This is a genomic window from Amphibacillus indicireducens, assembly GCF_039539605.1.
Lineage (GTDB): Bacteria > Bacillota > Bacilli > Bacillales > Amphibacillaceae > Amphibacillus > Amphibacillus indicireducens.
The window spans coordinates 1-15,023 of record NZ_BAABDL010000054.1; the positions used below are offsets into that span (position 1 = coordinate 1).

At 37.1% G+C, this 15,023-nt stretch carries 15 protein-coding genes and 1 riboswitch; all 15 genes read right to left on the reverse strand.

Features of this window, described 5'->3' with window-relative positions; all coding sequences use genetic code 11:
- Positions 1–55 precede the first annotated feature (55 nt).
- The 15 genes from radC to ABD814_RS05515 all read right to left on the reverse strand — a co-directional run bounded on the left by radC (position 56) and on the right by ABD814_RS05515 (position 14,894).
- A complete protein-coding gene (gene radC / locus ABD814_RS05445; RefSeq protein WP_344911133.1) occupies positions 56–613 on the reverse strand; it encodes a RadC family protein in 558 nt (185 codons plus the stop codon).
- A 191-nt stretch (positions 614–804) separates the two neighbouring features.
- A complete protein-coding gene (locus ABD814_RS05450) occupies positions 805–1,632 on the reverse strand; it encodes an SPOR domain-containing protein (RefSeq protein ID WP_344911135.1) in 828 nt (275 codons plus the stop codon).
- Between the two features lie 112 nt (positions 1,633–1,744).
- Positions 1,745–2,299, reverse strand: a complete 555-nt coding sequence (locus ABD814_RS05455; protein WP_344911136.1) for a hypothetical protein — start codon at positions 2,297–2,299, stop codon at positions 1,745–1,747.
- Positions 2,292–2,840: a hypothetical protein gene (locus tag ABD814_RS05460; protein WP_344911137.1), complete on the reverse strand. Its 549-nt coding sequence runs from the start codon at positions 2,838–2,840 to the stop codon at positions 2,292–2,294. Before ABD814_RS05460 ends, ABD814_RS05455 begins: the two co-directional genes overlap by 8 nt.
- A gap of 36 nt (positions 2,841–2,876) precedes the next feature.
- On the reverse strand, positions 2,877–3,836 hold the full coding sequence (gene pilM / locus ABD814_RS05465; protein WP_344911139.1) for a type IV pilus biogenesis protein PilM: 960 nt from the start codon (positions 3,834–3,836) through the stop codon (positions 2,877–2,879).
- Positions 3,837–3,869: 33 nt separating this feature from the next.
- Positions 3,870–4,622, reverse strand: coding sequence for a prepilin peptidase (locus tag ABD814_RS05470; RefSeq protein WP_344911140.1), 753 nt, complete (start codon positions 4,620–4,622; stop codon positions 3,870–3,872).
- Positions 4,623–4,723: 101 nt separating this feature from the next.
- Positions 4,724–5,080, reverse strand: coding sequence for a competence type IV pilus major pilin ComGC (locus tag ABD814_RS05475; RefSeq protein ID WP_344911142.1), 357 nt, complete (start codon positions 5,078–5,080; stop codon positions 4,724–4,726).
- Between the two features lie 93 nt (positions 5,081–5,173).
- Positions 5,174–5,258, reverse strand: a riboswitch (cyclic di-GMP riboswitch).
- 74 nt (positions 5,259–5,332) lie between these two features.
- Positions 5,333–6,535 (reverse strand): type II secretion system F family protein, encoded by a 1,203-nt coding sequence (locus ABD814_RS05480; protein WP_344911143.1) that lies wholly within the window; start codon positions 6,533–6,535, stop codon positions 5,333–5,335.
- An 18-nt stretch (positions 6,536–6,553) separates the two neighbouring features.
- Positions 6,554–7,588, reverse strand: a complete 1,035-nt coding sequence (locus ABD814_RS05485; protein WP_344911144.1) for a type IV pilus twitching motility protein PilT — start codon at positions 7,586–7,588, stop codon at positions 6,554–6,556.
- Between the two features lie 12 nt (positions 7,589–7,600).
- Positions 7,601–9,217 (reverse strand): GspE/PulE family protein, encoded by a 1,617-nt coding sequence (locus tag ABD814_RS05490; RefSeq protein ID WP_344911146.1) that lies wholly within the window; start codon positions 9,215–9,217, stop codon positions 7,601–7,603.
- Positions 9,218–9,241: 24 nt separating this feature from the next.
- Positions 9,242–10,681, reverse strand: coding sequence for a pilus assembly PilX N-terminal domain-containing protein (locus tag ABD814_RS05495; RefSeq protein WP_344911148.1), 1,440 nt, complete (start codon positions 10,679–10,681; stop codon positions 9,242–9,244).
- A 6-nt stretch (positions 10,682–10,687) separates the two neighbouring features.
- The gene (locus ABD814_RS05500; RefSeq protein ID WP_344911150.1) at positions 10,688–11,128 is read right to left on the reverse strand and encodes a PilW family protein; all 441 of its coding nucleotides are present in this window, start codon (positions 11,126–11,128) and stop codon (positions 10,688–10,690) included.
- Positions 11,118–11,582, reverse strand: a complete 465-nt coding sequence (locus ABD814_RS05505) for a type IV pilus modification PilV family protein (RefSeq protein WP_344911151.1) — start codon at positions 11,580–11,582, stop codon at positions 11,118–11,120. The genes ABD814_RS05500 and ABD814_RS05505 overlap by 11 nt, the downstream gene beginning before the upstream one ends.
- A 228-nt stretch (positions 11,583–11,810) precedes the next feature.
- Positions 11,811–13,064 (reverse strand): bifunctional folylpolyglutamate synthase/dihydrofolate synthase, encoded by a 1,254-nt coding sequence (locus ABD814_RS05510; RefSeq protein ID WP_344911153.1) that lies wholly within the window; start codon positions 13,062–13,064, stop codon positions 11,811–11,813.
- Between the two features lie 105 nt (positions 13,065–13,169).
- Entirely contained in the window at positions 13,170–14,894 is a 1,725-nt protein-coding gene (locus ABD814_RS05515) for a sensor domain-containing diguanylate cyclase (RefSeq protein ID WP_344911154.1), read from the reverse strand.
- Between the last annotated feature and the right edge of the window lie 129 nt (positions 14,895–15,023).

Consider the following 15,023-nt stretch of genomic DNA (forward strand, 5'->3'; position numbering starts at 1 on the left):
ACGACTCTCTTACTTGTCAAAATTGACGTTCGGACAGCGTGCGTAACCTTTTCAGTTACGAACGTGTCGCACGGTGATTGTGCACACAAATAATTGAAGCAGCAGAGCGTTTAACAGCTTCGCGGAACACCTCGCGCGGATGAACAATGCTGGCATTTAATGAGCCAATAAATATCGTTTGCCTGTGAACGATATGGTTTTTCGTATTCAAAAACAAAACGACGAAATGCTCCTGCTTCTGTAATCTAAGCTCTTCCATAACAAAATCAGCACCATCTTTCGGTGAGCGAACGACGAAGCGATCAGGCATTTTAAATCGATTGACCCGATTGCCAAGCTCAATTGCTGCTAAAATACTGACTGCCTTGACCATCCCAATTCCTTTTATCGTCGTTAATTCTTCCAATGTGGCTTCGCGTAACAATTCCACCCCTTCAAAGTGGGAATAGACACGGCTAGCTAATTCTTGAACACTTTCCTTTCTCGTGCCACTGCCAATTAGAATTGCGAGTAATTCTTGGTTTGATAATGCTGAAGCACCAAACTCAATTAACCGCTCACGCGGACGATCCTGTTTAGGAATATCCTTCATTTTTACATGAAGTTTGGGCATGTGAAACCTCCTTTCTAATGATATCACCTCTATTGTAGCTGTTTTAATAAATCCAACAAGTGAGCGATTTAGTCGAAATTACAGCCTATATTCCACGAAAAACAAATAGATCGAGCTTAAAGATGCAAAACAGACCGTTTATTGTACCGGTTTAACTATCGTTCACAATTTTAATTTTTTTAGTCTGCTTCCTATTTGGCTAATTGCTGATAATCGTGCCATAAAACAAGCAAATCATATGGGCGTGTTTGCTCATTAAAGTCAGTTAATATTGACGCAACCTTTTCCCTAAATGCTTGTAGTGGCTCTCTTAATTCTGTCTGATCAACATTTAACCAAGTCTGCCAACCTTGTTCAATTAATTCCGAGTAGCCGGTTAATGATTGTTGCCACAAACTTTGAAACTCTGTGACCCAATCATGATCTATCCCTTCAATTTCAGCAGCAGTCGACTGCCAATCACGCGCGTAGACATCGTAACCCGCTTCGATAAATTGCTCACTCACTTGTTTAGCCGTTTCGATTGATGGATAAGCCGCTAAAAAGACCCGAAAATCCGTTTCCGTTTGCCAAATAACCGTCTGATAATTGTCAGCTAAAAACTGTTCCTGAGCTAGCTTAGCTTGTTGCTGATCTTGAAATGCACCAACTTGAATAACATAACCAGATAAAGCACCTAACTCAATCGTAGATACTTCTTGCCCATCTGTTTCAGTTAAGTTGACTTGTTCTCGACTCGGTAAGCCTGTTGAATCTTGTAGTGCTGGAACCTCTTGCTCTTGACCAAAAATGAATAACAGTAAGACCCCGAAAGCTGTACCGAGTAAAACTGCCGAACCTATCGTTAAAATCAATTTCGTCCACCAGCGTTTCCGTTCTCGATTGTGCTTTGATGAACTTTTACCATATTGATAAGGTTCCAGCTTAGTCACACTTGCAGCCGCTTCTTGATAGGCTGCTACTTTTTCTTTGTCTTGATCACCTGATCGCTTGTACGTTAATTGATATTTTGAATCCACCACTTCCACCCCTATCTGCTTGATCTTTTTCTACTCTAGCATGAAAGAAGCGAAAAAAAAGACGACTCTTGACAACAAGAGCCGTAAATTTTTCGTGAAAAACAGTGATAATTTAATTAAAGTTGACACGATCATGATAAAAGTATCGGATTGCAAGAGAACCCGTTACACCATCTGTCGATGTTTGTTGAATCGATAAGTGATCAATCTCTACTGAACGTACTTGACTATTCAGTTCACTAATAAACAGTTCAAACTCGTCAAACGTTTCAGCAGTAAAGTTAATTTGATACCGAATGTTTCCAATCTCATTTGGGTAGTAAGCTTCTTCTGTATTTAACGCGTCGTTCGCTAAACTAATTAACTGGAGCACAACACCTGTGTCACTTTCAATGTCTCGTAAGTCAGTGATAATTTGATCGACATTTTTTTCTGCTGGTAAGTGAACCTGAATTGAGTCTGCCTCTGCTTGAATCGCTTCTCTTGATAGTGCGCCTGAATCAGCTAAATCAATCAGCACCTGTTGATCGGCGAGAGTTGATTCTGACTCACGGATCGATTCTCTAGCAGGTTCTAATAAATAGAGTTGACTGTAATACCAAATAAAGATTAGAAATAAGACAACCAGAATCGATAATAATGTGTATGTTCGGTTCCATTTAATCATTCTGGATCACCTCACTTAACTGGTCACGATCAATTTCTGCTATCAGATTAACGACATAATGTAGCTCTTCTTCGTTAACCAAATCAACTGTCTCAAGCTCAACATGTGTAACATAGGATAAGTTGAATAATGAACGCTGAATCTCGATCACTTGATCTAAACCGACGAGCTGAACCGATAATCGAATGCCTTCATTGATTGAAAAAGTATAATCAAGTAAATAAAGTGCATCTGATTCTGGTAATAACTGTTCAATCGTTTGATAGATTTGTGGTGTTGGATATTGATTATCTTGTAATAACTCAAGATCAGCTGCTATATCTCGCACTTGATTGGAAAATGTTTGTATTTCTCTCAATTCAGTTACAATTGTTTGCTGCTGACTAATTTTTGTTAAATTTTCTTCATGTTGAGTTTGTAAATTACCATTCACGAGTATGACGTAGCCGCCAATAACGAATAAACCGACAATAAAAATCGCGACTAAAATTAACGGGCTATAGTCTTTCTTTTTACGTTCAAAAAAATTAATTTCAATCATCGGATCAACCTCACAATCGGCGAGCGGTTGTTGTGACTAGTCAAAGCGCTCCCCCCTTAATCCTAACCCGTAAAGTACACCTAATTCGGTTGGCATATCGTTTGGTAGGGTGAGTTTTTTTATCGGTAAATCAAAACGCTCATTTAATTGTTGTTCGATCATCATTTGGTTCGGGAAATCACCTGTTAAAAGCACTTGGTTAATTTGCCCATCGTCATTCATGATCGAATAGCGGTAAAAATCGATAAAGCGTTCGATCGGGAGCAATTGCTCTTCAACAAAATCAGGGAGTGTCAATAAATTTGACTGCCATTCGAGTTGCTTGCTCTGATCATTTTTCTGCCAGCCTTGTGGTGCTTGAGAAAAATGAACGTGACGTGAAAACATTGGCACATCTTGATGGAAAACAGTCATCGTCAAATGGTATTTATTCCACTGGATCATTAATAAATGTTCATCCTTCGTCGCTAAATCAGCCTTTCGATAAACACGATAAAGACTCAAGTATGAAATATCAGCGACATTTGGCTGTAAGTTGATGTCGTCAAACAATTGGTCAAACGGTTTTAAGCGCTCAGATGGATAAGCAAACAATAAAATTTGCTTCGTTTCCTCGCCTTCTTCAAGTAAATGATAGTCGAGGTATGGATCTTTAAATGGTAAGCGAATGCTCCCTTCCATATGAAGCTTAATATATGAATTAACTTCTTCATCCGTCAATTGTTTCGGGATTGATTCTTGACGCATCGTGACAAAGTTATCTGGCACGATAAACGAGAGATTACGTCGCTTCCACTTTTTCTGTTCGACCAAATTATTTAGCATCGATTTTAATAAATCTAAATTAACGATTCGACCATCTTCAATGATTAACGAGTCTAAAATCACCTCGCCGTAGTCTACATTCTGATTCAGATTACGACCAGACCACGTTAAATAACGGATTGTTCGTTCAGTGAGTAAGATGAAAACATGTTCTTTTTTAAATAATTGCATCTCATTCATCCTCTAGTTTCGATAGATTTCTAACTAAATTAATGATAAATACCAATTAATAATTTGTTCACCAAAGAATAGTACAGTCAGTGCAGCAAAGCTAATATATGGTCCAAATGGCACTTTTGATTTACGGGTTACCTTTTTTAAAGCTAACAAACCAATGTTGATCACTGCACCATACAATGTTGATAAGAAAAAAACGAGCAAAATATTCGGAAAGCCAAACACGATGCCCAAGACAGCAAAGTATTTCATATCACCTGCGCCCATGCCACCTTTACTAACGATAATAATCAGTAATAAGAGACCAAAACCAGTCATGCTACCTACGATCGGTGACCACCATGGATTTAATGGGGTGACGATTCTAGCAATAATCAAGATTGGCAAGAAAAACAGTAGTATTTTGTTAGGAATCAGTGTGTATGTATAGTCGGTTACGATGATGATAATCGCTAATGAAACAACGATTAGTGAAAGCACTAATTCCATTGTCAAATCAAATCGCCAATAACTAAGTGCAAAAAACAGACCGGTAAGCAATTCGAGCGTTGGATAAAGTTTTCCGATTGTTTTGCCACAACCACGGCATTTTCCGGCTTGAAATAAGTATGAAAGAATCGGAATCAGCTCGTACCAAGTCAGTTGTTTTTGACAATTCGGACAATATGAGCGATCGGTTGTGAAGCTTTTACCTTTCGGCACTCTTAACCCAACAACATTGAAAAAAGAGCCGAAGATTGTTCCTAAGATGAAAAACAAACTATAATAAGCGATTTCCATAACAAGCTCCTTATATAACTAGAGACCCCTCACGGGGAGGAGTCTCGATTTTTATGAATAAAACTAAATTGTACTTGAATTAAATTTTCAGATGATTATTATTAATCTGGGTCGAATTCTAATTCACCCGGTGAATCTGTGGTAACACCTACTCTTTTTACTACTTTAGCTTTATCCGCATCGGAGAATTTACCTTGTCTTTCATCTAAATAACCTTCACTGATAAGAGTTCCAACACTTACTCCAGCCTCAGGTAATGCCCCTTCTTGCACCTCGTATAATCTTGCTGCATCAACAATCATTGTGATTTTGGCATCCTCTGCATCACCACGTGCATTATCAATCACACTACCAATCGCTGGAATCGCAATTGCGACAACAATACCTAAAATAACGATAACTGCTAGTAATTCAACTAACGTAAAACCTTTTTCCCCTTTAATCATCTTCTTAATCATAACTTTGTTCCTCCTTGATCTTTGGTTGGTATTTGTGGTGCATCAAGCAAAGGCTTAATATACAAAAATAGACTCACAACATAAATAAACCTTTATGATGCCAGCCGGTTGCACTACTAACTCAAATCCATCAAAGTGCCCAAAAATAAGATGAATCGTCATCGTTTCTGATTTAACTACTACTATTATACTATATTCCTTCTATTTGTCTAGCATTTTCTTGTAAAAAATTGATTTTCTTTAAGAATTCTTTTAAAATGTTTCAAATAGTGAGAACATTGGGATTACGACCGCCAATACAATTGCTCCAACAATGATTGATAGAAAGACAATCATCACAGGTTCAATTAGTGATTTCAACTTTTCCGATGCTTCATCGAGCTCTTGTTCATAAAATTGCGATACTTTCATCAACATTTCATCGAGTGCTCCTGTAGCCTCTCCTACCGCTATCATTTGGGTAATTAATTTCGGGAACACCCAATGTTCTTGCATCGGTTTTGCTAGTGAATCACCTTCTTCAAGTGCTGTTTTACTTTCTCGTAGTACTTTTTTTATGACCCGATTTGGTATGACACGTTCAGTAATTTCTGTCGATTGAATGATAGGCACCGAGCTGTTCAAGAGCGAGCTCAATGTTTGCGTCATTCTTGCGAGAACAGCTTTTTGAATAAACGAACCAAACAGTGGCAATTTAAATTTAATGTGATCAAACACATAGGCAAACTTCTCTTGTTTGTTCAATACGCTAATTACGACTACAACTAAAACAATCGCTAAAATAATGATCCACCAAAATTTTTGAAAGAAGCCACTAATGCCTAAAACAAACGCTGTATATGCTGGAATCTCCTGATCGAATGAAATAAACATATCTGTAAAGACCGGAACAATAAACGTCAACAAGATCATTGAAATTAATAAGGCAAAAATGCTGATCACGATCGGATATGTCAGTGCGGTTTCAATTTTCTTCTTTAATTGGTATTGCTTTTCGTAATAATTCGCCATCCGATCTAATATTTCATCGAGACGTCCACTTACTTCACCAGCATTAACCATACTGACTAATAGTTCAGGAAATAGTTTACTATGTTTAGCTAACGCATCCGATAGTGCGATTCCTTCTCTTAAATCATCTTTTGTTTCTAATAATGCGGTTTTAAGTGGTTTACTGTTTGATTGTTCAGCTAAAATATCCATTGAATCAACCAAAGAAATCCCCGCATCGATTAATGTTGAAAACTGTCTTAGAAAAATTACAAAATCTTTGTTTTTGACTGGATTTCCGATGTAAATTTCACCGTATAATACAGGATTCAATTTTTTTATTTGATAAACAAGCAGATCCAATTGTTCTAACTCAGATAAAGCTTCTTGTTCACTACTACTTTTTAGTCGACCTTTTGTCAGTTTTCCATCAAGCGTCCGCGCTTGATAAGCAAATAACGCCACAATATTTCACCTCAATTCTTAGTATCGATTAATTAAATAAGGCTCTGCATGTTTTTGGCTGATTAAACCTTGAGCAACTTTTTCACGAATATCCATCTCCATCGTGTGCATGCCCTGGTCTTTCGATGTTTGGAGCGTATTTGGAATTTGGTGCATCTTCTCATTACGAATTAAATTTTTTATCGCAGAATTATTAATTAAAATTTCAGTACTTGCGATTCGCCCATTTTTTTGAGCTAATGGGAATAACCGTTGAGAAATAATTGCTTCCAGAACATTCGCAAGTAAAATTCGAATCTGATCTTTTTGATGGGCTGGAAAGACATCAATAATCCGATCCATTGTTGATGAAGCATCTTGTGTATGTAGCGTCCCTAAAACGAGATGCCCAGTTTCCGCTGCCGTGATTGCTGTCGAAATTGTCTCTAAATCTCGCATCTCACCGACTAAAATCACATCTGGATCTTGCCTTAAACAAGCACGTAGTCCTAATTGGAATGATGTTGTATCAAAGCCAATCTCACGCTGATCAATAATCGATTGATTATGTTTATGTAAATACTCAATCGGATCCTCAAGCGTGATGATGTGGCGACTTGAATGACGGTTCATATAATCAATCATCGAAGCAAGTGTCGTACTCTTTCCACTACCTGTCGGCCCTGTCACTAAAACAAGTCCATGAGGTTTTTTAGTAATTTCTTTTAAAATCTCCGGTAAACGTAAATCATCTATCTGTGGAATATTCCTTGGAATCACCCGAAATGCTAGTGACAAATTATTTCGTTGAAAAAAGATGTTGACCCTGAAACGCGAAACACCTGGAATGCCGTGAGATAAATCAACTTCTCGCTCTACTTGAAGTCGTTCCCACAGCTCATCAGTTAAAATTGACCGCGCCATTTTCTGCGAATCTTCTGGCTTAATGACAGTATCTTTATGAGCAATTAAATGACCATCAATTCTAAATATTGGTACAGAACCAACCGTTATGTGAATATCTGATGCATCTTTTTCAAAAGCTGTTGTTAAAATTTTCGTTAGTCTATTCAACTAATAATCCTCCTACTCTGCAGTGGCTACACGCATAACCTCTTCTAAAGTTGTCCAACCTTGCTTCGCTTTTTCAAGTCCATCATCAATCAAAAAGTTCATTCCTTGTTCACGGACATACGTTTTAATATCATTCATGCTTACTTGTTCAAGCATCATTCTCTTGATCGCATCATCAATCATTAGTAATTCATGAATTGCCATTCGTCCACGGTAACCTGTACCACGACAGCTATTACAGCCTGTCCCTTCTGACAATTCTGTGATTGGAATACCTCGTTTTTCAAATATTTCTGCTTCTAGCGCAGTAATTGCTCGCGTTGTTTTACAATCCTTGCAAATCTTTCTCACTAAACGCTGTGCCATTACACCTGTTAACGAAGACACGACAAGATATGGCTCAATCCCCATATCAAACAAACGTGGCAATGCATCAATTGCGCTATTCGTGTGCAGTGTACTAAAGACTAAGTGACCAGTAAGTGACGAGCGAATTGCAATTTCAGCTGTTTCTTTATCACGAATTTCACCGACCATAATAATATTCGGGTCTTGTCGCAGGATTGATCGCAATCCTGCTGCAAACGTCAGTCCGACATTTGAATTTACTTGCACTTGATTAATACCCTCAAGTTGATATTCAACTGGATCTTCAACCGTAATGATATTGACATCTTCCTGATTCAGTTCATTGATTGAGCCGTACAGTGTCGTCGTTTTACCTGAACCCGTTGGCCCTGTTAATAAAATTAGACCAGAAGGACTCTTAATAATTTCGGAGAACTGTTCAAGTGTTTTTTGATTAAAATCTAATTCCGTTAGTTTTTTAAAAATATTCGTTAAGTCGAGAATCCGAATAACAACTTTCTCCCCAAAAACCGTCGGTAATGTTGATACACGTAAATCAATTGGCTTCGAATCAATCATCATCCGAATGCGTCCATCTTGAGGTAAACGTGTCTCAGTTATATTTAAATTCGCTAAAATCTTTATTCGAGCAACAAGAGCATTTTGAATCCGCTTTGGCAAGGTCCGATCACTTTGAAGTGTACCATCAACACGATAACGGACATTCACACTCGTCTCATTCGCATCTAAGTGAACATCGCTCGCTCTTAATGTCACACCTGTTTGGAGTATTTGATCCAAGATTTGAATCGCTGGCGCATTCTCTTCATCTTCTTGATCTAATTTCCCCTTGTCATAATACTTATTAATCGCCTGCAAAATATCTTCTTTAGTTGCCATCACAGTTTTCACTTGATAGCTCGTCAATAATTCCAAATCATCAATCGCAAAATAATCAAGCGGATCATTCATCGCTACAGTTAACACATGGTCTTTTAACTCGATTGGAATTAAGACATTCGTTCGAGCAACCTCTTTAGGAATCAATTCAATTAACTGCTCATCAATTGGAAAACGATATAAAGAAACGGTTGAAATACCTAATTGAATCTCTAAAACTTCAATTAATTGTTTTTCAGTAATATAACCCTGTTCAACTAATGCATCACCGAGTTTTTGCCGATCCTTCTTTTTTCCTAAAGCCTCTAAAATCTCAGCTTCTGTGATTAATTGTGCTTCTTTTAAAATATCACCGAGTTTTCGTTTCGTTCGAGTTGCCATTTATTTAACCCCCTTTAAAATCGATTATTCTGTGTTTGGTTTTGGTGTAATTAACTCCCCACCTGAATCATTTCCGCCTTCGTTCCCTCCTGGGATAACAGGTATTGCTGTACTTTCAAATTTTATTTTCCCACCACCAAATGAGCTTAATTTATCAGCAATAATTGAGCCGTTGTGAGTTGTTCCACCTTGTATATTCATGTTTGAGTATGGAGCAATAATTACACCAGAAGTAACGCCACCTCCAGTAACTGTAATATTTCCAGATTTAGATATAACATATCCCGTAAATCCATGTCCACCTGTTAGAGTTAAATTCGCTTGTTTATTAAAGAAAGATGCGTTAATTCTTATTGCTCCGCCAACACTAATTGAATCAAGCCCACTGTAATATAAATTAATATTATTAGTTTCTCCATCTTTATTTATTGACGAGCTTCCACTGCCAAAACTCAACCGATTCGTCACATATATATTTAACATGCCTCCACCAACTATTTTAATATGACCTTGTTCAATTAAAAACTTATCTACTACTAGATCAATAGTCTTTCCTTTAGTATCTATCGTTAAAGTTCTATCACTTGTTACTTTTATTTCATTAATATAACTATCTGTTAGTATTTCTTTTGTCACATTAATGCCACCCGATACGTAAATGTTACTTTGTAGCGGTAAACCCACAGGTGGATCAGGTATATTGTTTACTAAATCTTCAAATACAGAAAAGTCTATTGCTTCATTAAAAGTTTGAGGCGTTGGTCGATGCGGATAATCTGTTGATGGGGTTTTAATCATATCCGCTTTTCGATCCTCAGGAGCATATAGGTTTCCATCTATAATTTTTCCCGTCCAATTTATTTCAACTGATTCACTTTCGCCAGAGGCTATATAGACATCTCCAAAAATCTCAGTGCTGAAATTAATTTTTGATCTCACCATTGCCGCCATGCCTTCTGGAATAGTCGGTATTCCTCCACCTTTAGCTACCCAATTCACCACAAATTCCTTCGTGACCGTTCTTTCTCGTTGGCCGATTTTTCCTTTTGAACTAATTTGATATGTTCTTGGGTTTCCGTCGTCAATTTTTGAAATAGAGATATGTGCTTCTGGTTGTTCACCAAGACTCCGTTCAAAGTTGGTTAAGGTTGACTCACTAATATCCTCTAGTAAAGCAGGTTCAATCCTCGAATAAAAAGTCGCTTCATTACTTGTATCAGCATAACTATCTAGAATGTGTTCCTTTATTTGCGCATATGTCTCATTCACACCGGCTTCAGCAATATAATAAGCGGATTGATATTCACGGTCAGTCGTCGTTAATTTAACGTTTGCGAAGGTGACTGTTGCGAGAGTGACACCGATAATTGACAAGACAAGTAGAGTCATGACAGCAATAAGTAAACTAACACCCGTTTCGTCATTAATATACCGCTTCACATTCAACTTATTTAACATATCCATTCACCTCTACCTTCTAAAATAAATCGCTGTTTCAATTGTTGTCTGACCTGCTTGATCACTGTCTTTACTGTCTATCTTAATATTAATGCCAACTAATTCTTCGTCATCTTCTATCGGCGTTAACGTGAATCCAGCAATGTTATCACTCATTTTTTTTCCGTCACGATAAATGATTGGTTCATTATATGAGTAAGTGTGTGTACCAACCTGATATGTACCTGTATCAGTATCTACACTGTAATCTGTTGCCGTCACTGAGCGGAAATCGGTCGTCAGTTGGCTAATGACCAATCTAACATCACCTTGTTTATGGAGTTCATCTGTTTGATAGATTAATTGTTTTTGTCCGAAAAGATGTGCGGATCCGACTAAGAGAATAATCACGGATAGAATCGCCAATACTCCAAGCAATTCAACTAATGTAATCCCACGTTGATTATCCTTCATCATCATCGCTCCCCTCAAAGAAGAATTTAGTCTCGACTTGGGCAGCTTGATTATTATTCGAATCAAATACTTTAATTAAAAGCGTGTGTAAATCTTCAATTCGATTACCAACACTATCTTTAGCTGGGGAAAGGTCAAGATCAACTCGATAACGATCTATAGCGATGGAAAATTCCTCCGTATCCCCTGACTTATGATAACTGTACCCTTCTGATTGTAATTGTGAAATGAGTTGGTCAATATTCTGATCGGTTGAATAATTATAAATCTCCTCAGCCTGTTGCTGTGCAATATAAGAAGCATCAATAATTTCTCCTGAAACCTTCGTCGTTCGAGCCGATTGAATGAAAAAACCTAGAAACGATACAACAATAATTGAGAGAATCACAATAGACCCTAATAATTCTACTAAGGTTAAGCCGTCTTGATTGTTCATCTGTTTAAATCGAGTCATATAATCAAATCCTTTTTTAAAAAACAAAAAGCTACCTAAATAAGCAATTTATTTGCATCTGTTCGATTGATGTCATAAAGCAAAACTCAATCCGTGGGCGTCTTACTGACAGTTGCACTGCGATAAACTTTTTCGGTAACTTCTTGTAAGTTATATTGATGTAATTTTCTATGATGTTGTTTTCTTAATTGTTAGTATAATCGTTTTTCTGTTAAGAATCAAGGCTAATTACTTAAAATATTCCCTAACTTTGCCAACAAAGTCGAGTGAACCAACGACAAAAGTCACTTTTTTCGTTGTTTTTTCCGAGCGAATTTGGTCAAGTAGTTCTTGCCAATCTTCTATCACTTGTTTATTTTGATGATTTGACACTTCAAATAAATGAGCCGCTGACTCCGCGCGCTCATGATCAAATGTTGTCATAATAATTTCTTCAAAGTGTGGTTCGAGATGAGCAATCATCCGCTCAATTGGTTTATCTCTAAAGGCTGCAAAAATGAGCCGTTTTTCTACGTTTTGATATGATTTATTTACCGTATCGATAAAAGCATCGATACTTTCCGTATTATGAGCACCATCGATAACGATGATGGGATGGTCAGATATTTGCTCAAATCGAGCTGGTAAGTGAGCTTGTTTAATCCCTAACTTGATTTGCTCATTCGAAATCCGTTCATCTAAAATAGCAAGCGTTTTAATTGCTAAAGCCGTATTAAAAAATTGATGCTCGCCAAGTAATCGCAAGCGTAACGGAATCGTTTCATGCTCATCTTTAAAGTAGGGGCGATTTTCAACCCAAATGACATCAAAATTCTCACCTAACTGATAGAGTTTTGCACCTTTTGTTTGGGCTTCATTTTCAATTACTTCTCTTGCTTGGTCAACAATTTTTCCAACAACAATCGGTCGGTTCGGTTTAATAATTCCCGCTTTATGACGCGCAATTTCTTCAATCGTTTCCCCTAGAAAAGCTGTATGGTCATAGCCAATCGACGTGATAATCGACACAACTGGATCGACGAGGTTTGTCGCATCCTCTAGCCCACCCATGCCTGTTTCAATCACGGCAATATCACTATGCTCTGCAAAAAATAGAAACGCAATCGCAACGATGATCTCGAATAAACTAGCTGGATTGTTCGCTTCGTCTAATGAATCCAATATTGGCTTAAGCTGATTGGCGTAATTTAAAAATGCTTGATCAGAAATTGACTCACCATTTAATTGAATCATTGCTTGTCTATTCGTCAAGCTCGGTGATGTGAATGTGCCAACTTGATAGTTTGCTTCTTTTAAAACTGACGCCAAATAAGTAACAGTTGATCCCTTTCCATTTGTTCCCGCAACGTGAATGACAGGTTTTTTCAAATGGGGTTGGTCAACACTACTTAACAGGCGTTCCATCCGCCCTAAACCCGGTTTAATCCCAACCTTTTCTCTTGCTTCAAAAAAATGATCCAATGCTTCAATAGAAGAAAACATTTATTTCATCCCCTTTGACGTTCAATCGCTAACTCAATTGTAACGGATAATCGTTTAAATTTATACTATATAATTACAAATGAACGCACAATCAAACGCAAACAGCTATTGTTGATAGACGCCTACTTTATTTCTACCACTTCGTTTAGCACCAAGATACATTGCACGGTCAGCTAATCGAATTAACGCATTAATGTCTTCCGTTTCTTTTGGATAACTTGCCACACCAATACTAACAGTTAAGTCGAGCGAAATTGTCGGATGATTTTCTACCATATAGTTATGACTAGTAAATTCATTCTGTTCCACAAGCTTTCGGAACGATTCCGCAACATTAACACTGCTCTCATGAGAATAATTCGGTAGGAAGACTAAAAATTCTTCTCCACCATACCTGAACACCTCACCCATATCGTCAAAAAACAAATGCATCAAGTCAGCTATCTGGATTAGAACCTCATTCCCGCTTTCGTGTCCATACTGATCATTCACATACTTGAAATGATCAATATCAATCATAAGTAACGAACAATTTAACGTTAAATTGATCGAAGTTTCTAACTTCTCCTGATAATCTCTAATAAAATTTTCAAAGGATCTTAGATTTGGTAAATTCGTTAAATGGTCAGTTTGGCTGTCTGCTCTCATATTTTCGTAGTATTTGGAGTTTTCTAAAGCAATCCCAAAATATGAATTTAACACAGTAAACGTCGATAATAAACTTTCATCAAAGGTATAACGCTTATTATCAACAATAATCAGAATTGCCGTTATTTGTTGGTTTCGTTTGATCGGCATCGCCACTAAGCTCTCACCTTGATTCTGCAACTCAGGTAACAGATAATGCTTCCACTGCTTCGCCTTATCATAATAGAGTAATTTTTCTCTTTTAAAAACTCTCTCTACAATCGTTAGCTCTTTCATTTCGATCAATTCTTGCGATGTCTGCATTATTTTACCGTTCTTATAAAAGTGAATCAATTGAAGCTTATCTTGATCAACAATATCGTATAGCATCATCGTTTCAATCGCAAACCGCTCTGGAAGCATATTGAGATACGTATCAACAACACCTTCTCTCGATAAATGTCCTGTTAACTTTTGTGCAATTTGATTGACGTTCTGTAAATTTTCAGTTGTTTTTTTACTTTTATAATAGAGCTTGATCGCTATTGAAATCGCCACAATTTGTACACTCATCATTAACACCCCAGCTGGGCCAAATATCTGATGTAGATAAACAATTAAGATACCTGTTGGCAATGTATAACTAATACTGAGTAATGAAAAATAAAAACCTTCATTTAACAACGGGGCCTTGATCTTGTAATAGTAACGTTTTACATAATAAAGCATGACTTGATTTGCCACAAAGGAGGTGAATACGTAAGCAAATAGTTGTAAGATATTCTGATCTAGAATTACGAATTGTTTTGATGTAAATGGTGCCAGACTATAATAAACAAACGCACTTACAATCGAGACACCTAAAAACAACAATAAGTTTAAGGGAATTCGGTAGTGCTCAGTTCTCGTGATTTTTAATCGAACAATAACCGACATAACCGCTAATTGTGTAATGATAATTTCTCCAAATAAGCCGAAGATAAGAAAAGTTGCCAAACTGACACTATTTATTAAGAATATAGGTGTTTTATTAATTGTAATTGGTAAATAAGCAACCATTGACGTTAAAATGATAAATACGAGCAGATCAGACAGTCGAAACGATGCATTAACAAACTCATAATTAAAAAGCAATATCATAACAGTTGGCCAAATGGCAAGCCAAATTAACCAGACTGCAAGTTGTTTCTTTCGAGACAACATTTCTTCACCTCACTACTAAAACTTCAGTGTTTCCTTTTAATTGATCAGACTAACATTATCGGGAGTTTGACACTTTGAATTACAAAAAACATTAAGAAGCCTTGATATGGCTTATTTTTTTTGTCAAAT

Excerpts from the sequence above, each read along its gene's own strand:
- ABD814_RS05495 (WP_344911148.1), bottom strand. The coding sequence starts at position 10,681 with ATGGATATGTTAAATAAGTTGAATGTGAAGCGGTATATTAATGACGAA.
- radC (WP_344911133.1), bottom strand. The coding sequence starts at position 613 with ATGCCCAAACTTCATGTAAAAATGAAGGATATTCCTAAACAGGATCGT.
- ABD814_RS05515 (WP_344911154.1), bottom strand. The coding sequence starts at position 14,894 with ATGTTGTCTCGAAAGAAACAACTTGCAGTCTGGTTAATTTGGCTTGCC.
- ABD814_RS05475 (WP_344911142.1), bottom strand. The coding sequence starts at position 5,080 with ATGATTAAGAAGATGATTAAAGGGGAAAAAGGTTTTACGTTAGTTGAA.
- ABD814_RS05505 (WP_344911151.1), bottom strand. The coding sequence starts at position 11,582 with ATGACTCGATTTAAACAGATGAACAATCAAGACGGCTTAACCTTAGTA.
- ABD814_RS05510 (WP_344911153.1), bottom strand. The coding sequence starts at position 13,064 with ATGTTTTCTTCTATTGAAGCATTGGATCATTTTTTTGAAGCAAGAGAA.
- ABD814_RS05455 (WP_344911136.1), bottom strand. The coding sequence starts at position 2,299 with ATGATTAAATGGAACCGAACATACACATTATTATCGATTCTGGTTGTC.
- ABD814_RS05490 (WP_344911146.1), bottom strand. The coding sequence starts at position 9,217 with ATGGCAACTCGAACGAAACGAAAACTCGGTGATATTTTAAAAGAAGCA.
- pilM (WP_344911139.1), bottom strand. The coding sequence starts at position 3,836 with ATGCAATTATTTAAAAAAGAACATGTTTTCATCTTACTCACTGAACGA.
- ABD814_RS05500 (WP_344911150.1), bottom strand. The coding sequence starts at position 11,128 with ATGAAGGATAATCAACGTGGGATTACATTAGTTGAATTGCTTGGAGTA.
- ABD814_RS05460 (WP_344911137.1), bottom strand. The coding sequence starts at position 2,840 with ATGATTGAAATTAATTTTTTTGAACGTAAAAAGAAAGACTATAGCCCG.
- ABD814_RS05470 (WP_344911140.1), bottom strand. The coding sequence starts at position 4,622 with ATGGAAATCGCTTATTATAGTTTGTTTTTCATCTTAGGAACAATCTTC.